Origin of the sequence: Agromyces cerinus subsp. cerinus (assembly GCF_900142065.1) — a bacterium.
GTDB classification, from domain to species: Bacteria; Actinomycetota; Actinomycetes; order Actinomycetales; family Microbacteriaceae; genus Agromyces; species Agromyces cerinus.
The window spans coordinates 38,150-55,932 of record NZ_FSRJ01000001.1 but is presented as its reverse complement, the minus strand read 5'-3'; the positions used below and the strand labels follow the sequence as shown (position 1 = coordinate 55,932).

General features: G+C 72.7%; 18 protein-coding genes. 7 read left to right on the top strand and 11 right to left on the bottom strand.

The genetic code is table 11. The annotated features are described in order from the left end of the window. Positions 1–2 precede the first annotated feature (2 nt). Positions 3–620: a DUF2238 domain-containing protein gene (locus BUR99_RS00270; RefSeq protein ID WP_074258419.1), complete on the top strand. Its 618-nt coding sequence runs from the start codon at positions 3–5 to the stop codon at positions 618–620. Positions 621–642: 22 nt separating this feature from the next. Here the strand turns inward: BUR99_RS00270 and BUR99_RS00265 are convergent, their stop codons facing one another. Continuing rightward, positions 643–1,134: a hypothetical protein gene (locus BUR99_RS00265; protein ID WP_074258418.1), complete on the bottom strand. Its 492-nt coding sequence runs from the start codon at positions 1,132–1,134 to the stop codon at positions 643–645. 49 nt (positions 1,135–1,183) lie between these two features. Then, positions 1,184–1,639 (bottom strand): SRPBCC domain-containing protein, encoded by a 456-nt coding sequence (locus tag BUR99_RS00260; protein WP_200802639.1) that lies wholly within the window; start codon positions 1,637–1,639, stop codon positions 1,184–1,186. A gap of 129 nt (positions 1,640–1,768) precedes the next feature. On the opposite strand from BUR99_RS00260, the gene BUR99_RS00255 reads away from it, so the two are divergent. The 3 genes from BUR99_RS00255 to BUR99_RS00245 are packed head-to-tail and all read left to right on the top strand — an operon-like array spanning position 1,769 to position 4,830. After that, on the top strand, positions 1,769–2,698 hold the full coding sequence (locus BUR99_RS00255; RefSeq protein WP_074258417.1) for a helix-turn-helix domain-containing protein: 930 nt from the start codon (positions 1,769–1,771) through the stop codon (positions 2,696–2,698). 45 nt (positions 2,699–2,743) lie between these two features. Beyond that, positions 2,744–3,979: a non-homologous end-joining DNA ligase gene (gene ligD, locus BUR99_RS00250; RefSeq protein WP_074259365.1), complete on the top strand. Its 1,236-nt coding sequence runs from the start codon at positions 2,744–2,746 to the stop codon at positions 3,977–3,979. After that, positions 3,976–4,830, top strand: coding sequence for an aminoglycoside phosphotransferase family protein (locus BUR99_RS00245; protein ID WP_234980696.1), 855 nt, complete (start codon positions 3,976–3,978; stop codon positions 4,828–4,830). The genes ligD and BUR99_RS00245 overlap by 4 nt, the downstream gene beginning before the upstream one ends. Positions 4,831–4,855: 25 nt before the next feature. On the opposite strand, the gene menC is transcribed toward BUR99_RS00245, so the two are convergent. The 8 genes from menC to BUR99_RS00205 form a co-directional block, all read right to left on the bottom strand. After that, the gene (gene menC / locus BUR99_RS00240; RefSeq protein ID WP_074258416.1) at positions 4,856–6,073 is read right to left on the bottom strand and encodes an o-succinylbenzoate synthase; all 1,218 of its coding nucleotides are present in this window, start codon (positions 6,071–6,073) and stop codon (positions 4,856–4,858) included. Continuing rightward, on the bottom strand, positions 6,070–6,921 hold the full coding sequence (locus BUR99_RS00235) for a hypothetical protein (RefSeq protein WP_074258415.1): 852 nt from the start codon (positions 6,919–6,921) through the stop codon (positions 6,070–6,072). The genes menC and BUR99_RS00235 overlap by 4 nt, the downstream gene beginning before the upstream one ends. 63 nt (positions 6,922–6,984) lie before the next feature. Then, positions 6,985–7,884 carry a factor-independent urate hydroxylase gene (pucL, locus tag BUR99_RS00230; protein ID WP_074258414.1) on the bottom strand — a complete coding sequence of 300 codons (900 nt, stop codon included), beginning with the start codon at positions 7,882–7,884 and terminating at the stop codon, positions 6,985–6,987. A 19-nt stretch (positions 7,885–7,903) separates the two neighbouring features. Next, complete coding sequence (uraH, locus tag BUR99_RS00225; RefSeq protein ID WP_074258413.1) at positions 7,904–8,245, bottom strand: hydroxyisourate hydrolase; 342 nt, start codon at positions 8,243–8,245, stop codon at positions 7,904–7,906. Next, entirely contained in the window at positions 8,242–8,739 is a 498-nt protein-coding gene (uraD, locus tag BUR99_RS00220; protein WP_074258412.1) for a 2-oxo-4-hydroxy-4-carboxy-5-ureidoimidazoline decarboxylase, read from the bottom strand. Before uraD ends, uraH begins: the two co-directional genes overlap by 4 nt. Continuing rightward, on the bottom strand, positions 8,739–10,100 hold the full coding sequence (gene allB, locus BUR99_RS00215) for an allantoinase AllB (RefSeq protein ID WP_074258411.1): 1,362 nt from the start codon (positions 10,098–10,100) through the stop codon (positions 8,739–8,741). The genes uraD and allB overlap by 1 nt, the downstream gene beginning before the upstream one ends. Beyond that, on the bottom strand, positions 10,097–10,909 hold the full coding sequence (locus tag BUR99_RS00210; RefSeq protein WP_074258410.1) for a bifunctional allantoicase/(S)-ureidoglycine aminohydrolase: 813 nt from the start codon (positions 10,907–10,909) through the stop codon (positions 10,097–10,099). The genes allB and BUR99_RS00210 overlap by 4 nt, the downstream gene beginning before the upstream one ends. 39 nt (positions 10,910–10,948) lie before the next feature. After that, on the bottom strand, positions 10,949–12,250 hold the full coding sequence (locus BUR99_RS00205) for a DUF6986 family protein (protein ID WP_074258409.1): 1,302 nt from the start codon (positions 12,248–12,250) through the stop codon (positions 10,949–10,951). A gap of 160 nt (positions 12,251–12,410) precedes the next feature. On the opposite strand from BUR99_RS00205, the gene BUR99_RS00200 reads away from it, so the two are divergent. The 3 genes from BUR99_RS00200 to xdhC are packed head-to-tail and all read left to right on the top strand — an operon-like array spanning position 12,411 to position 17,146. Beyond that, positions 12,411–13,859: a xanthine dehydrogenase small subunit gene (locus tag BUR99_RS00200; RefSeq protein WP_074258408.1), complete on the top strand. Its 1,449-nt coding sequence runs from the start codon at positions 12,411–12,413 to the stop codon at positions 13,857–13,859. Further along, positions 13,856–16,258, top strand: coding sequence for a xanthine dehydrogenase molybdopterin binding subunit (gene xdhB, locus BUR99_RS00195; RefSeq protein WP_074258407.1), 2,403 nt, complete (start codon positions 13,856–13,858; stop codon positions 16,256–16,258). The genes BUR99_RS00200 and xdhB overlap by 4 nt, the downstream gene beginning before the upstream one ends. 15 nt (positions 16,259–16,273) lie before the next feature. Continuing rightward, complete coding sequence (gene xdhC, locus BUR99_RS00190; RefSeq protein WP_074258406.1) at positions 16,274–17,146, top strand: xanthine dehydrogenase accessory protein XdhC; 873 nt, start codon at positions 16,274–16,276, stop codon at positions 17,144–17,146. Here xdhC and BUR99_RS00185 read toward each other — a convergent pair. Beyond that, positions 17,140–17,667 carry a nucleoside deaminase gene (locus BUR99_RS00185; RefSeq protein ID WP_084183478.1) on the bottom strand — a complete coding sequence of 176 codons (528 nt, stop codon included), beginning with the start codon at positions 17,665–17,667 and terminating at the stop codon, positions 17,140–17,142. The genes xdhC and BUR99_RS00185 overlap by 7 nt on opposite strands. Positions 17,668–17,783 lie beyond the last annotated feature (116 nt).

Here is a 17,783-nt window from a genome sequence, read left to right as displayed (position 1 = left end):
GCATGAACCGCACCTCGCTGCGGCGCCCCGAAGGACCGGCCGAGATCGTCGCGGACGCGCTCCGAGTGCTCGGCGTGCTCAGCATCGTCGTGGCGGGCGTCGGGTGGGGACCGCTCTCGGGGCTGAGCTTCGTGGCGGCGTCGGCCGCGATGCTGGTCCCCCGGCTGCTCCGGGTGCGGCCGGCCTTCGACCTCCTCTTCGGCACGGCGGTGCTCGTCTCGACGTGGAGCAGCGTGCTCGGGCTCTTCCACACGACGCGATGGTGGGACATCCCGATGCACTTCTTCACCAACGGCGTCGTCGCGGCGATGCTCTACGTCGTGCTCGTGCGGTTGCGTCTGATCGCCGACGCCGAGACGCTCCCGCACCCGGTGCGCTCGGCCGCGCTGATGGTCACGGTGCTCGGGCTCTCGCTCGGCGTGCTCTGGGAGTTCTTCGAGTGGTTCGGGCGCACCTACCTCGACCCCGATATTCTGACGGGCTACTCGGACACGCTCGAAGACCTCCTGCAGGGCGGCCTCGGGTCGCTCGTCGCCGGCCTGTCGATGCGGTTCCTCGCGGGTCACCCCGGGCGGGTCGCCACGCGACTGCCGTCGCGAGGGGCGGGCCGGCCGGGCTGAGTGCGCAGGCGGGCGCGCCCGGTCACGTCAAGCGGATCGTCGGGTGCAGGTGCTGGGGCTTCGCGATGCCGAGGCGCGCCATGCGCACCGCCGAGTTCAGGTAGAGGAACGCGAGCAGTGCGAACTGCAACGTCATGGTGATCGAGCCGGTGACCCCGTACGGCACCGCGGCGGTGCCGACGTCGACGCCGGCGACCTCGAGGACGATGAAGATCAGGCCCGACGCCGCGAACACGGCGAAGAGGATGCCGAGCCGGCGGCTGAGCGTCGGCCACGCCGTCATGCGCCACCAGGCCCGCGGCGGGTCGATCGGTTCATCCTGTCCTCGGAAGATCCGCACCGCGAAGGCGAACGCCGCGAGGTTCACGAGCGTGTTCACGACCTCGAGCGCCACGGCGGGCGTGCCGAGCGCACGGAGCAGGTCGGTGAACGCGTACGCGACGATCCACGCGACGACGATGTAGAGCACCTTGAGCTCCCAGCGCACGATCCGGAACGCGGGTGCTCTGCCCATGGTGTCTCCTTCGCCGACCGGTGGTGGCCTCAACCTACTCCGCGCGCGGTCACGAAGGGAACGGCAACGCGCGGCCGGTCTCGACCCACGACTTGAAGCTCGACAGCACGAGCGGCCACGTGTCGGAGGTCTCGGCCTCGGCCGGGTGCCCTTCGCTCCACTCGTCGTTCGTGAACGTCAGCTTCGTGAGCGACTCCCCTGCCGGCTCGAGACGCCAGGTCATGCGGCTGCGGAGCTCGGCGTGGTTCTCGCGATAGGTGGGCCCGGGGTGCTCGGTGAGCTGCAGGATCGCGCCCGGCTCCGCCTGCAGCACCTCGCCGTAGACGTGCACGGTCTCGTCGCCGTCCTGCCCCGGCCCCACGTACTCGTAGCGCGCGCCGGGCACGAGCTCGCCCTGCAGCGCCGAGCCCCACATCACGGCGCGGCTGCCCTCCTCGCCGGTGATCGCCTCCCACACACGGTCGGGCTCGGCGGCGACGAACAGGGTCATCTCGAAGTCGGTCATGGGGTCCTCCTGTGCTGGGTTCCGGGTGGTCGAGATGAACGCTACGGATGCCCCGGCACCCGCGTCTTGCACAAACGCGACGCCCTCGGCGCAGTGCGGCACGTCGGTGGCTCTCGGCAGACTGGGCGCATGCAGACCGGTGAGAACTACTGGCGCTCGCGCGCCGGCGCCGCCACGAAGGGCGTGCTCGCCGCCCGGCACGGCGAACCCGGCATCGCGCCGCTGGCGGGCGATGCCGCTGCGCAGGCGACCGTCGACGGCGCGCCCGTGCGACTCGCCCGTCACGCCGTCAGCGCCGACCTCGAAGGCCTCGTGCGCCACATCTGGATCCCCCGCTGGCGGCTGCCGCCCGGCATCGTCGTCGAGCAGGGCGTGCTCGACTACCCGTCGGCGAACCTCGTCGTCGAGCCGCACGCGGCCGCGCTCTACGGACCGGAGCTCGGGCGCAGCCGTCAGCGCCTCGAGGGCGAGGGCTGGGCGTTCGGCGTGCTGCTGCAGCCCGGCGTCGCACACCGCCTCGCGCCCGGCCCCGTGCGCGAGATCGTCGGCTCGTCGGTCTCGCTCGATGCGCTGCGGGCGACGGATGCCTCCGACTTCGCCGAGCAGGTGCGCACGGCGATCGGGGCCGGCGACGAGGCATCCGCCATCGCCGGGTTCGAGGCGTGGCTCCGCGCCCAGCGCATCGAGCTCGACGACGACGCCGCGCTGCTGCGACGAGTCGTGGAACTGGCCGAGACCGACCGCTCGATCGTTCGGGCCGACGAACTCGCCGCGGCGTCCGGTCTGAGCCTTCGCGCGCTCGAGCGGCTCGTTCGCGGCCGCCTCGGCCTCACACCGAAGTGGCTCATCGGGCGCTATCGCATGCAGGAGGCTTCGCAGGCGCTCGTGACCGCCGAGCCGCCGTCGCTCGCCGAGCTCGCCGCCTCGCTCGGCTTCGCCGATCAGGCGCACTTCACGCGGCAGTTCCGCGCGGTGATCGGCGAGACGCCGCGCCGGTACGCCCGGGCGGCTGCTGCCGCAGCCGCGGCGACGGCAACGGCGACCGCGGCATCCGCGTGAGGCATGCCCTCCCATTCGGGGCCGCCCCGGCCTAGGGTGGGGAGCGTGAGCCCGAAGGCGTCGACGGCCGAGGTGCTGCAGATCGACGACCGCGAGGTGCGCATCAGCAGCCCCGACAAGATCGTGTTCCCGGGGCCCGGCATCACGAAGCTCGACGTCGTGCGGTACTACCTCGCCGTCGCCGAGGGCGCCCTGCGCGGCGCCGGCGGGCGGCCGATGGTGTTGAAGCGCTTCGTGAAGGGCATCGACCAGGAGGCCTTCTTCCAGAAGCGCGCCCCCGAGAAGCGGCCCGACTGGATCGACACCGCGACGCTGCACTACGCCTCGGGCAACTCGGCCGAAGAGGTGGTGATCCGCGACGCCGCCGCGCTCGCCTGGGTCGTGAACCTCGGATGCCTCGACCTCAATCCGCACCCGGTGCGGGCCGAGGACCTCGACCATCCCGACGAGCTGCGCGTCGACCTCGACCCCATGCCGGGCGTGGAGTGGGCGCAGATCGTCGACGTGGCGATGATCGCCCGCGAGGTGCTCGCCGACCACGGACTCGTCGGCTGGCCGAAGACCTCCGGCTCCCGCGGCCTGCACATCAACGTGCGCATCGAACCGAAGTGGGACTACCGCGAGGTGCGACTCGCCGCCGAGACCCTCGCCCGCGAGGTCGAGAACCGGGCACCGGGCATGGCCTCGGCGAGGTGGTGGAAGGAGGAGCGCGGCGAGAGCGTGTTCGTCGACTTCAACCAGAACGCGAAGGACCGCACCGTCGCCTCGGCGTACTCGATCCGCCCGCTGCCCGACGCCCGGGTGTCGACGCCGCTCGACTGGAGCGAGGTGCGCGGCAGCCACCCCGAGCGGTTCACCGTGGCGACCGTGATCGAGCGCTTCGCCGAGCGCGGCGACCCGGCGGCCGGCATCGACGACGCCGTCGGCAGCCTCGACGGACTGCTCGCGCTCGCCGAGGAGCTCGGCCCGGCCGAGAAGCCGCCCAAGTCCTCCGACGGCTCGGGGCGTCGCGCGTCGACGATGCCGCTCATCGAGATCGCCCGCGCCGAGACCAAGCCCGAGGCGCTCGAGGGTCTCGAGCGATGGAAGGCGCGGCACTCCGAGGTCGTGGCGCTCCTCCACCCCGCCGACGTGCTCGTCGACGGCATGCGCGGCAGTTCGTCGCTCTGGTACCGCATCCGGGTGAACCTGCAGCACGTGCCCGAGCCGCAGCGGCCCGAGCAGGAGCCGCTCGAGATCGACTACGACCCGTGGGCCGGCAGGGAGTGGAATCGCCAGTGAGCGACCTCGGACCGGTGAACCCCGGATTCGCCGGCGATGCCGCATGGCTGCGGCACTGGCGGCTGCGCCCCGACGGCGACCCGCGGACGACGGCGTCGAGCCGGCTCATCCCCGTGCGGACGAGCGACGGCGAGCCGGCGATGCTGAAGCTCGCGCACCTCGACGAGGAGGAGCGCGGCGCCGAACTCCTCGTCGCCCTCGACGGCCACGGCGCCGCGCGGGTGCTCGCGCACAGCGGCGAAGCCCTGCTCCTCGAGCGCGCGACCGGCACCCGCGACCTCGTGCGCATGGTCGCCGAGGGCCGCGACGACGAGGCCACCCGCACCATCTGCGCGGCGGCCGGCCAGATCCACGCGGCATCCGCACTCGTGCTCGACCGCGACGACCCGCCGGAGCTCGTCGATCTGCCGACGTGGTTCCGCGAGCTCTTCGCGGCGGCCGACGGGCTCGGAACGCTGCACCGCCGCGGTGCCGACGTCGCGGGCGGGCTCCTCGACGACCCGCGCGACCCGGTCGTGCTGCACGGCGACCTGCACCACGGCAACGTGCTCGACTTCGGCGCGCGCGGCTGGCTCGCGATCGATCCGAAGGGGCTCGTGGGCGAAGCCGGCTTCGACTACGCCAACCTGCTCTGCAACCCCTCGCCCGAACGGGCGCTGCGCCCCGGCCGCCTCGAACGGCAGTTCGGCGTGGTCGTCGAGGCGAGCGGCATCGAGCGGGCGAGGCTCGCGCGGTGGCTCGTCGCGTGGTGCGCACTCTCGTCGACCTGGTTCGCGATCGACGACGACCCGCGGCGCGCGTCATCCACTGCGGCGATCGGCGAACGCGCGCTCGCCCTCGTCGACGAGTGACCCGGGCGGAGGTTCCCGCGATCGGTCAGCGCGTGAGCGTGATCGGCGGCGCGCTCGCCCACTCGCGCACGAGGTCCTCGCGCACGGTGACCCCCGTGCCCGGAGCCTCCGGAACCCGCAACTGCCCGCGGTGCTCGCCGGTGCCGAGCACGAACGGCTCGGTGACGTCGTCGGCGTAGTAGCGCGACGAGGCCGAGGTGTCGCCGGGCAGCACGAAGCCCGGCAGCGCCGCGAGCGCGACGTTCGCGGCCCGGCCGATGCCGGTCTCGAGCATGCCGCCGCACCACACGGGCACGTCGAGGATGCGGCAGGCGTCGTGCACCCGCAGCGCCTCGAGGTAGCCGCCCATGCGGCCCGGCTTGATGTTGACGACGGAGGTCGCGCCCCGTTCGATCGCGTCGACCGCCGTCGCCGCGTCGAGGATCGACTCGTCGAGGCACACGGGCGTCTCGCACGCGCTCGCGAGCAGCGCGTGCGTCGCGAGATCCTCCTCGGCGAAGGGCTGCTCGATGAGCAGCAGCCCGAACGCGTCGAGGCTCGCGAGCAGCGGGATGTCGTCGGCCGTGTACGCCGTGTTCGCGTCGACCTGCAGCAGCCCGTCGCGGCCGAGCAGTTCGCGCACCGCCCCGACCGGCACGACGTCCCATCCCGGCTTGATCTTCAGCTTGATGCGCCGGTAGCCCTCCTCGACGTAGCCCGCCACCTCGTCGAGCAGCTCCTCGAGCGTCGGGGCGATCCCCACCGAGACGCCGCAGTCGACCCAGTCGCGCACGGCGCCGAACGCCTCGCCCATGGAGCGCCCCTGCGCGCGCAGCTCGGCGTCGAGCACCGCCGCCTCGACGGCCCCCTTCGCCATGCGGTGGCCGGCGACGAAGGCGAGCACCGGCGCGACGGATGCCGCGAGCGGAACGCCCACCGCCCGGGGATCGTCCGCTCGGGCCGGACTCACGCGGGTCGCGCCGACGGCCCTCGCGTCGAGCAGCGCCGGCGCGAGGTAGCGCTCGATGACGGATGCCGCTCCCCCGACGTACTCGGCGGAGTAGAACGGATCGCGACCGGCGACGCACTCGCCCCAGCCGTCGCCCGCGTCGGTGCGCACGCGAACGAGCAGCGCCTCGCGCACCGTCTCGCGGCCGAAGCTCGTCTCGAACGGGCGCACGAGCGGCACCTCGATGCGATGCAGCTCGATCGCCTCGATGCGGGGCGCCGGGGCGCGGGTCGGGGTCGGGGTCGTGGGTGTCATTCGGCCTCCCGGTCGGGGTCGTCGTTCGTGAAGACGTAGTCGCCGGCCGCGTCGAGCTCCGGCCGCAGCCCCGAACCGGCGAGCGCGGCGAACGCCTCGTGCGAACGCTCGCGCAGCCGGGCGGCATCGGCCGGGGCATCCGCTCGAAGCGCCTCGAAGTCGGCGACGAGCGCGAAGCCGCCGCGCACCGACCACGCGGGCTGCGGTCGTCGGTCGAGCGCACGCGCCGTGCGCGCGGATGCCAGGCGCCACCGCACCTCGAAGCGGTCGCTGCGGTCGGCGCCCGTGATGGCGTCGTCGAGTCGCCCGTAGAAGTCCGGGCGGAAGGCCGCGACCTCCGCGCCGAGCCGCACGAGGTTCATGCGCGCGTTGCGGCGGATGAGCGGGTCGTAGGTCCAGCGGATCTCGTCGATGCCGTGCTCGAGGCAGATCGCGCGCTGTCGCAGCTTCAGGGCGAGGCCGATGCCACGGCCGCGCGCGACGGGGTCGACGGCGTTCATGTGCGAGTGCAGGTGCACGCCGCCCTCCCAGCCGAGGAACCCGAGGGTCGCGCCGAGGATCGCCCCCTCCGCGGGCCGCGGAGCGGGCGAGGCGAGCGTCTCGGGGGCCGGCACCGCGAGGAGCATCGTGTTGCCCGCGTGCGCGATCGCCTGCAGCATCGAGCGGTCGGGCCCTCGCCCGGCTCCCCAGGTCGCCTCGAACAGCGCGAGCACCCGGTCGACCTCGAGTCCGGTCGCCGGCCGCGTCCGGACGCCCGCCTGCGCATCGGCGGCGTTCGCGAGCTCGATCGCCGCGGTCGCCGCGGCAGACCCGGCGGCGACGGGCGGCTGACGTGCATCGGTGCGCATGGCTCGACGGTATCGCCCGCCGGCAGGGCTCGTCGAGACATCCGCGCGCCGCGATGCCCGCACTCAGCAGAACCCGGCGATGCCCTCCCAGGCGGCGGGTGCCGCTGCGAGCCCTTCGCGCATGACCGTGGCCTCGATGAGCCCGTAGGGCCGGTCGGCGGCGTAGAACACCTCGTTGGGGTTGTCGAGCCCGAAGGCGCTGAGGTCGACGACGAAGTGGTGCTTGTTCGGCATCGAGAACCGGATCTCGACGATCTCGGGATGCACCTCGAGCACGCTGGAGCCCATCTCGAACAACGTCGCCTGCAGGGCGGCCGAGTACCTCGCGGCGAACGCCTCGAGCAGCAGTGCGCGCACGCTGTCGTAGACGGCGTCGTAGTCGACGTCGGCGCCGACGTAGCGCCAGCGCGCCGCGACCTCCGTGGCGAGGATCCGGTCGTCCGTCTCCTGCAGGGTCGTGTACCGGTCGCTCGGAAAGCCCTCGAAGCCCGACTGCGTCGTCTTCAGCACCGTGAGCCCCTTCAGCCCGCCGAGCACGTGCCGATCGTCGCCGTCGGCGACCACGAGGGCAGTGCGCGTCTCCTCGCCCGAACGCACGAAGGAGTGGTCGTGCGGGGCTCCGCCCACCTCGATGCGCCGCCACGCGAAGCGCTCGGCCTCCCACCGGCCGCCGCTCACCCAGTCGAACGAGGAGGTGAAGTGCTCGGCCAGACGCAGCAGGAAGGCCTCGGGCGGGCCCACGCCGTCGCGCGCGAACGCGAAGATCGTGTTCTTCTGCGTGTCGGTCGGGATGACGTGGGCGTTGTCGCCCGACGTGTGCGCCCCGGCGAAGTCGCCGCGCAGCTGCGAGGTGACGCTGAGGTCGTCGATCTCGTGGCGGTCGGTGTCGCGGGTGACCTTCACGACGCGAACCTCGGCCTTGCCGTACTGGTTCGGTCCGAGCACGATCCTGCGGTCGGTCATGCCGTCTCCTTCCATGTTCCTAGCTCCCCCGGTAGGTCGAATAGGCGAACGGGCTGAGCAGCAGCGGCACGTGGACGTGCCGACCCGCTTCGGCGACCTCGAAGTGCACCACCACCTCGGGATAGAACGTCTCGGCGCCCCGCCCGGCGAAGAAGGCACCGGTGTCGAATCGCAGGCGGTACTCCCCCGGGGCCACCGATGCCGGCCCGAGCCCCGTCGCGCGGCCGTCGGCGTCGGTGGCGCCGGTGCCGACGAGTACCCAACCGGATGCCTCGCGCACGGCCAGCTCGACCGGAACCCCCTCGGCGGGGCGGCCGACGGTCGCATCGAGCACATGCGTCGTGATCTGGGAGATGGTCATGGCGTCACGAGTCCCTTCAATCGGAGCACGGCGATCTGACGCAACTCGTCGGCGACGACCACGTCCTCCTCCGCCGCCGAGTGCGCGAGGCGCTCGCCGAGTACGTCGAGTATCTCGCTCGCCGACCTGCCGGCGGCGCGGATCAGGAAGACGCGCCCGAACTTCTCCTCGTAGGCGAGGTTGCCCGCTGCCAGCGCCGCACCGACGGCGGCATCGCTCGCGTCGACGCCGGCCTGCTCGCCCCGCGACATCCTCGCCTCGGCGGTGTCGCCGCCGGGTCGCCGGCCGATCGGCGGATGGTGCGCGAGCGCGCCCTCGACCTCCCCGGCGGTGAACGGCGATGCGACGACGCCCGCCGCTGCCACGAGCGCGTCGACCGAGTCGTACGGGCGGCCGTCGGCGAGTGCCTCGACCCAGCGCGTGACGTCGAGGCAGGGGCGGAGCGCGTCGATCGCGGACCCGCGGCCGAGGCCGTTGAACGTGTCGAGCCTCATCATCTCGCCCGCTCCCAGCGCAGCAGGCGACCGCGCGGGACGTCACGGTCGATCGGATGCCCCGCGAGCACGGTCGACCGGACCACTCCGACGAGCCCGATCCCGTCGTACGGGCACACGGGGTGGCGGTGCTCGAGCGCCGCGGCATCCACCGTGAACGTCTCGTCCGGTGCGAAGACGGCGAGGTCCGCCGCCATGCCCTCGACGATGCGGCCCTTGTCGGTGAGCCCCGCTCGCCGGGCGGGTGCCCCCGACATCCATTCCACGACCCGCTCGAGCGGGATGCCGCGCCCGCGCGCGCCGGTCCAGACCAGGGGCAGCCCGAGCTGGAGCGAGGCGATGCCGCCCCATGCCTCGGCGAAGTCCCCGTGGCCGGCATCCTTCACCGTCGCCGGCGCCGGTGAGTGATCGGAGACGACGAAGTCGATCACGCCCGTTTCGAGCCCGCGCCAGAGGGCGTCGCGATTCGCGCCCTCGCGGATCGGCGGGCAGCATTTGAAGACCGTGGCGCCCGCGGGCACCGCTTCGGCGGCGAGCGTGAGGTAGTGCGGGCACGTCTCGACCGAGAGCCGCACCCCGGCGCGCCTGGCCTCCGCGATGCGACCGAGCGAGTCCGCCGAACTCAGGTGCACCACGTGCGCGCGCACTCCGGTGCGGGCTGCGGCGCCGATGACGGCGGCGATCGCCGAGTCCTCGGCCTCCCGCGGGCGGGAGGCGAGGAAGTCGGCGTAGCCGGTGCTGTGCGGATGCGGCGCCGCCTCGATCAGCCGTGCGTCCTCCGCGTGCACCAGGAGCAGCGAGTCCGTCGCCGCGAGCACGGCCATCGCGGCCTGCATCTCGTCGGCCGTCACCGCGGCGAACTCCTCGACGCCGGAGTCCGCCAGGAAGCACTTGAACCCGAAGACCCCCGCGTTCACGAGCGGCCCGAGTTCGGCGAGGTTGCCCGGCACGACGCCGCCCCAGAAGCCGACGTCGACGAACACCCGCCCCTCGGCGGCCCGTCGTTTCGTCTCGAGGGCGGCGAGCGAGGTGGTGGGCGGGATGCTGTTGAGCGGCATGTCGACGATCGTCGTCACTCCGCCGGCGGCCGCGGCACGGGTCGCCGAGGCGAAGCCCTCCCACTCGGTGCGACCGGGCTCGTCGACGTGCACGTGCGTGTCGACGAGGCCGGGGATCAGCACCTCGTCGGCGGCGAGCTGCGCGATGTGCGCTGCGCCGAGCATGCTGCCGAGCGGCGCGATGCGCGCGATGACGCCGCCGCGCACCGCGACCTCCGCCGGCGCGAACGCGTCGCCGAGCAGCACGCGCTCGCCCCGGATCACGAGGTCGAACGCCTCGGGCGACTCGGACGCGCGACTCATGAGAGCCGGATCTGCCGGTTCACGTCTTTGTAGAGCAGGTAGCGGAACGGGCCGGGCCCGCCCGCGTAGCAGGCCTGCGGGCAGAACGCCCGAAGCCACATGAAGTCGCCGGCCTCCACCTCGACCCAGTCGTCGTTGAGACGGTAGACGCCCTTGCCCTCGAGCACGAAGAGCCCGTGCTCCATGACGTGGGTCTCCGCGAACGGCAGCGTGCCACCCGGCTGGAAGGTCACGATGTTGACGTGCATGTCGTGCGCGAGGTCGTCGGGGTCGACGAAGCGGGTCGTCGCCCACGCCCCGTTCGTGCCCGGCATCTCGCGCGGCTCGACGTCCTGATCGCGGGTGACGAACGAGGCCGGCGCGGGGATGCCGTCGACCCGCTCGTAGGCCTTCCGGATCCAGTGGAAGCTCGTCGCCCCGACGCCGGCGTTCGCGATCGACCAGGCGGTGCCCGCAGCGAGGTAGGCGTAGCCGCCGGCCTGCAGCACGTGCGGCTCGCCCTCGAGCACGAGGGAGAGTTCACCGCTCGTGACGAAGACGACGCCTTCGACGCCGGCCTCCTGCTCGGGCCGTTCGGCCCCGCCGCCCGGCGCGATCTCGACGATCAGCTGCGAGAAGGTCGTCGCGAAGCCGGCGATCGGCCGGGCGAGGATCCACGACCTGGTCGCGGTGAAGCCCGGCAGATTGCTCGTCACGATGTCGCGCAGCACCCCCTTCGGGATGACGGTGTACGCCTCCGTCACGATCGCGCGGTCGGTGAGCAGTTCGGTCTGGGCGGGCAGTCCGCCCTGCGGGGTGAAGTAGTTCATGCGGCTTCCTTGTCGTTGGCGCGGCGCCGGGGCATCCGCTCAGCCGTTCGCGGGCGGGGCGAGCTTCGGGTGGGCGAGCCTCGTGAGGGCGGCCCGATCGAGGCCGAGGTCGGCGGCGATCTCGGCTTCGGCGATCGCGCCGCAGTCGACGCCGCGCAGCACGAACCCGGCGAGCGCGCGTGCCGTCGCCGGTTCGTCGAGCACGGCGCCGGACTCGTGCGCGAGGTAGTCGCGGAGGCGAGCGGATGCTGCGGCGTACCCCTCGCGATAGAACCCGTAGGTGGCGATGAACCGGGTCGGCAGCTGGTGCGCGTGCAGGTCCCAGCCCTGCGGGAAGCCACGATCGAGCGACCGGCGCACCAGCCGGGCGTGGAGCCTCCACGCCTCCTCGGCCCGGTCGCCGATCGGCAGGATGTTCGTCGACCCGTCGGAGAGCCGGATGCCGGTGCCCGCCACCGCGAGCTGCATGACCGCCTTCGCGTGGTCGGCGACCGGGTGCTCCATCGACTGGTTCGCTGCCGAGATCTGCAGCGCCGCGCTGTAGTCGTAGGTGCCGTAGTGCAGCCCGCTGATGCGGCCGGGTGCGGCGGCGGGCAGCTGCGCGAGCGGCGAGACGCCGTCGGGGCCGAGCACCAGTTGCGGCGTCTCGACCTGCACCTCGAAGCGCAGCCGGCCGTCGGGCAGCCCGTGCGCGCGCTCGAGGGCCGCCGTGATCTCGGCCATCGCCTCGACCTGCGCGACGGTCGAGACCTTCGGCAGCGTGATCTCGAGCCCGCCCGGCAGGTCGCCGCGCGCGACGAGCGTGCTCACGAAGAGATCGAGGGTGCGGATGCCGCGCGCCCGCGTCGACGCCTCGAAGCTCTTGATCCGCACGCCGATGAACGGCGGCGCGAGGCCTGCCGCGACGGCCGCGGCGACGCGTTCGGCCAGGCGCCGGGTGTCGGAGTCCTCCTGCTCGTCGCCTCGGTCGCCGTACCCGTCTTCGAAGTCGAGACGGAGGTCTTCGATGGGCTCCCGCTCGAGCTTGTCGCGCACTGCCGGCACGACGTGGTCGACGAGCGCCGGCTCGAGACCGACGCGAACGGCGAGCGACTCGAGGCCGCCCGCGGCCTCGGCTGCGGCGAGCGCGGCGACCCCCCAGTCGGCGGGCAGGCCCGCGTCGTAGCGGTCGGCTGGGACGTAGACGGTGTGCACCGGCTGGCGCGAGCCGTCGTCGCCCGGGTAGGCGCTCGCGAGCAGCGCGTCGGTCGCCGCGAGGCGGCGCTCGACCGCGGCCAGGTCGGCCGCGCTGAGCGCGGTGCGAGGTGCCGGTGCAGCGCGGGCGCTGCGGACGTGGGCCATGGCTCATCTTCGCCGGGTCGACGTCTCGGCCGCAATGTCCACGTGATGAGACGGCACGGAAGCCCCGGATCCGCCGGGGTCGACGCGTAGACTCTGACCACCGAGCCGCTGGGTGCGACCCGGTGATCGGCGCAGCGCAGCGCCGTGGAGGTGGTCGACCATGGATGACATCGCCGTGACCGTCAACGGTCGGCGACAACCGCTGCTCGCCGTCGCTGCGCACACGAGCGCGCTCGACTGGCTGCGCGAGGCCGGCCTGTCGGGCGGCAAGGAGGGGTGCGCCGAGGGCGAATGCGGCGCCTGCGCGATGCTGCTCGCGACCCCCGACGAGCGGGGCGGCACCGCATGGACGGCCGTCAACGCCTGCCTCGTGCCCGTCGCCGCCCTGAACGGGCAGGAGATCGTCACCGCAGAGGGCCTCGGCTCCCCCGACGCGCTGCACCCGGTGCAGGAGACGCTCGCCGAGGCCGGCGGATCGCAGTGCGGGTACTGCACGCCCGGGTTCGTGTGCAGCATGGCCGGCGAGTACTACCGCTCCGATCGCGCGCCCGCCGCTGCCGGCACGCCGCTGCCGGAGCACGGCCCCAACGGGTTCGACCTGCACGCGCTGAGCGGCAACCTCTGTCGGTGCACCGGCTATCGTCCCATCCGCGACGCCGCGTATTCGCTCGGCTCGCCGCCGGCCGATGACGAGTTGGCTGCGCGCCGGACCCGGCCCGCTCCCGTCGCCGTGCCGACGGACCTCCGCACCGGCGGTGCACGATTCATCCGCCCGGCGACGCTCGTCGAGGCGCTCGGCGTGCTCGGCGACGCACCCGAAGCGCTCCTCGTCGCCGGATCGACGGATGTCGGTGTCGAGGTGAACCTGCGGGGCCTGCGCCCGCAGCTCGTCATCGCGATCGACCAGCTCGACGAGCTGCGCACCCTCGCCGTCGACGACGACGTGGTCGAGATCGGCGCGGCGTTGACCCTGTCCGAGGTCGAACGCCGGCTCGGCGGGCGCGTTCCGCTCATCGCGCAGCTCGTGCCGCAGTTCGCGTCCCGCCTCATCCGCAACCGTGCGACGTTCGGCGGCAACCTCGGCACGGGGTCGCCCATCGGCGACACTCCTCCCGCGCTCCTCGCGCTCGGCGCACGGCTCGTGCTCGCCTCGAGCACCGGGGAGCGCGAGGTCGAGCTCGCCGACTACTTCACCGGCTACCGCCAGACGCTGCGCCGACCCGACGAGATCATCCGCGCGGTGCGCGTCCCGCTGCCGCTCGCGGGCATCTCGGCGTTCCACAAGATCGCGAAGCGCCGCTTCGACGACATCTCGAGCGTCGCCCTCGGCTTCGCGCTCGACGTCGACGACGGGGTCGTCATCTCGGCACGCATCGGCCTCGGCGGCGTGGCCGCCACCCCGCTGCGTGCACTCGCCACCGAGGCGGCGCTCGTCGGCCGGCCGTGGAACCTCGAGACCGTGCGCGACGCGTCGAAGGTGCTGGCGGCCGAGGGCACCCCGATCTCCGATCACCGGGCCTCGAGCGAGTACCGCTCGCTCATGCTCGGCATGGGGCTCGTGAAGCTCTACCGCACCGCCCCCGCCGAGTCGAGGGAGGTGCCGGCGTGAGCGCGCTCGCCGACCGCCCGGCCGATCCCGTGGTCGGCCGCCGCGCCGTGCACGAGAGCGCGGCACTGCATGTGACGGGCGCCGCGATGTACACCGACGACCTCGCCGCGCAGACGGCCGGCGTGCTCACCGCCTGGCCGGTGCAGTCCACCGAGGCGCACGCCCGCGTGCGCGTCGACGTCTCCCCCGCCTACGAAGTGGCCGGCGTCGTCCGCGTGCTCACGGCCGCCGACGTGCCAGGCCTCAACGACGCCGGTGTCAAGCACGACGAGCCGCTCTTCCCCGACGAGGCGATGTACACCGGCCACGCCCTCGTCTGGGTGCTCGGCGAGACGGCCGAGGCGGCGCGCCTCGGCGCCGAGGCCGTGCGCGTCTCGTACGAACGCCTGCCGTCGATCATCACGGTGGTCGAGGCGATCGCCGCCGAGTCGTATCAGGGCAGCGCCCGCACCGTCGCCCGCGGCGACGCATCGGCGGCGATGGCCGGCTCCGCCCACGTCTTCGAGGGCGTCTGCGAGGTCGGCGGGCAGGAGCACTTCTCCATCGAGACGCAGGCCTCGCTCGCGATCCTCGACTCCGAGGGGCAGTACTTCGTGCAGTGCTCGACGCAGCACCCGTCGGAGACGCAGGAGATCGTCGCCCACGTGCTCGACGTGCCGTCGAACCGGGTCACCGTGCAATGCCTGCGCATGGGCGGGGGGTTCGGCGGAAAGGAGATGCAGCCCCACGGGCTCGCGGCCGTGGCCGCGCTCGGCGCGAAGCTCACCGGGCGACCGGTGCGCCTGCGCCTGAATCGCACGCAGGACATCACGATGACCGGCAAGCGCCACCCGTTCCACCTCACGTGGAAGGCGGGGTTCTCCGACGACGGCCTGATCCAGGCGCTCGAGGCCACCCTCACCGCCGACGGCGGATGGAGCCTCGACCTCTCGGAGCCCGTGCTCGGCCGGGCGCTCTGCCACATCGACAACGCCTACTGGATCCCGAACGTGCACGTGCACGGCCGCATCGCGAAGACGAACAAGACCTCGCAGACCGCGTTCCGTGGCTTCGGCGGGCCGCAGGGCATGTTCCTCATCGAAGACGTCCTCGGCCGCGCCGCGCCGGTGCTCGGCATCGATCCTGCCGAACTCCGACGGAAGAACTTCTATCGGCCGGGCCAGCGCACTCCGTACGGACAGCTCGTGAAGGACGCCGAGCGGCTCCCGACGATCTGGGCCCAGCTCCTCGACGAGAGCGACTTCGAGCGGCGCCGTGGCGAGGTCGCCGGGTTCAACGCGGCGAACGCCGACGCCAAGCGAGGGATCGCGGTCACTCCGGTGAAGTTCGGCATCTCGTTCAACTTCTCGGCGTTCAACCAAGCAGGGGCGCTCGTGCACGTCTACAAGGACGGCTCGGTGCTCATCAACCACGGCGGCACCGAGATGGGGCAGGGCCTGCACACGAAGATGCTGCAGGTCGCTGCGACGGCGCTGGGCCTGCGTCTCGAGCAGGTGCGGCTCGCCCCGACCCGCACCGACAAGGTGCCGAACACCTCGGCGACCGCCGCCTCCTCGAGCGCCGACCTCAACGGCGGCGCCGTGAAGAACGCCTGCGAGCAGATCCGCGACCGCATGGCCACCGTCGCGGGCCGGCTCCTCGGCGCCGACGAACGCGATGTGCGATTCGAGGGCGGGTTCGTCACCGCGCTCGGCCGGTTCGACGAACGCCTCAGCTTCGCGGAGGTCGCGGAGGCCGCGTACCTGCAGCGTGTGCAGCTCTGGGCGGCCGGCTTCTACCGCACCGAGGGGTTGCACTGGAATCCCGATCAGATGCAGGGCTCGCCGTTCAAGTACTTCGCCTACGGCGCCGCCGTCACCGAGGTCGAGGTCGACGGCTTCACCGGGGCGCCGCGGGTGCGCCGCGTCGACATCGTGCACGACGTCGGCGACTCGCTCTCGCCGATGCTCGACGTCGGCCAGATCGAGGGCGGGTACGTGCAGGGGGTCGGCTGGCTCACGCTCGAGGAGCTGCGCTGGGATGAATCCGACGGCCCGCACCGAGGCAGGCTGCTGACCCAGTCGGCGAGCACCTACAAGCTGCCGAGCTTCTCGGAGATGCCCGAGGAGTTCCACGTGCGCCTCTTCGAGAACGCCCGCGAAGACGGTGCGGTCTACGGTTCGAAGGCCGTCGGCGAACCGCCGTTGATGCTCGCCTTCAGTGCCCGTGAGGCGATCCGCGCGGCGGTCGGCGCGTTCGGCCCGGTCGGCCGGAGCGTGGTACTCGGCTCACCGGCGACGCCCGAGACCGTGTTCTGGGCGATCGAGGCGGCGCGCGCGGCGGCCACCGTCGACGGCGCTGCCCGGCAGAAGCCAGACCACACCGCCGGGCTCGTTCCCGCAGCGGCCACCGAGGGCTAGTCGAGGTCCGGCGACATGGACTGGCTCGAGGCCCTGCAGCGACTCCGCGACGCACGGACCCCCGCCGTGGTCGTCACGATGGCCGTGGTGCGCGGTCACGCACCACGCAACGGCGGGGCGAAGATGGTCGTCTCGACCGAGTCGGTGTTCGGCACGGTCGGCGGCGGCAACCTGGAGCAGACCGCAACCGACCGTGCGCGTGCGATGCTCGCCTCGGCCGCCGCGGAGCCGGAGCTGCTCACGCTGACGCTCAGCGACCGGGCGACGACCGACTACGGCGTCCAATGCTGCGGAGGAGAGGTCACCATGCTGCTGGAACCCGTGCGGGTCGTGCCATCCGTCGCCGTGTTCGGCGTCGGCCACGTCGGGCTCGAACTCGCCCGCATCCTCGCCCGTCAGGAGCTCGAGCTCCATCTCGTCGACTCCCGGGCCGAGATGCTCGCGCCGGCACGGCTGGGAGTGCCGGGCGCCACGGGCCTCCTCGGCGATGCCGTCGCCACCGTGCACCTGCATCACGAGCCCGTGCCCGAGGCCGCGTTGTCGCTGCTGCCGCCGGGGTCGCACGTGCTGATCATGACGCACGACCACGTCGAAGACCTCGCGATCACCGACACGGCCCTGCGTCGTCCCGATCTCGGCTCGATCGGACTCATCGGTTCGCGTTCGAAATGGGCCCGGTTCCGCACGCAGCTCCTCGAGCTCGATCACGACGAGGCGGCGCTCGACCGGGTGGAGACGCCCATCGGCATCCCCGAGGTCGCCGGAAAGGCGCCCGCCACGATCGCGGTGAGCGTCGCCGCGCGCATCCTCCATCTCATCGAGCAACCCGACCGGGCGGCCACGACGGATGCCGCGCCGCCGCGCCGCCGCACCGGCAGCCGTCAGTAGTCGATGCGGGAGGTGGTGCGGCCCCACTCGGTGAACGGAGCGATGCGCCGCGCATCACCGAGATCGAGGTTCGCGACCGGCATCACGGTGCGCGCTTCGGCGCCGTCTTCGAAGTAGCGGTAGAAGACCGCATCGTCGAAACCGGCCTCCGCGGCGTCATGGCGATCCGCGGCGAAGTAGACGCGGTCGATGCGTGCCCACAGCGAAGAGGCGAGGCACATCGGGCACGGCTCGCAGCTCGAGTAGAGCGTGGCGCCGCTGAGGTCGAACGTGCCGAGACCCTGGCACGCCGCCCGGATCGCCGTGACCTCGGCGTGCGCGGTGGGGTCGAGGTTCGCGGTCACCCGGTTGACGCCCTCGAAGAGCCGCCCGTCGGCCGAGACCACGATGGCACCGAACGGTCCGCCGTTCCTGCGGACGTTCTCGGTGGCGAGGTCGACGGCGCGCTCGAGGTAGCCGGCCACGATCCGCTCCGTCTCGGAGCCGGTCGGGTCCGGCAGGGGGTGGTTCGACCGGTCCATGCGCAGTCCTCGCTGTCTCGCGTGAGCGGTTCGAGGCTAACAGCCGGGATCTCCGGGATCCACGGGCCTGCTCGCCTCCGCGAGCACCTCTGCGGCCAGAACCTCGTTGTCATTCC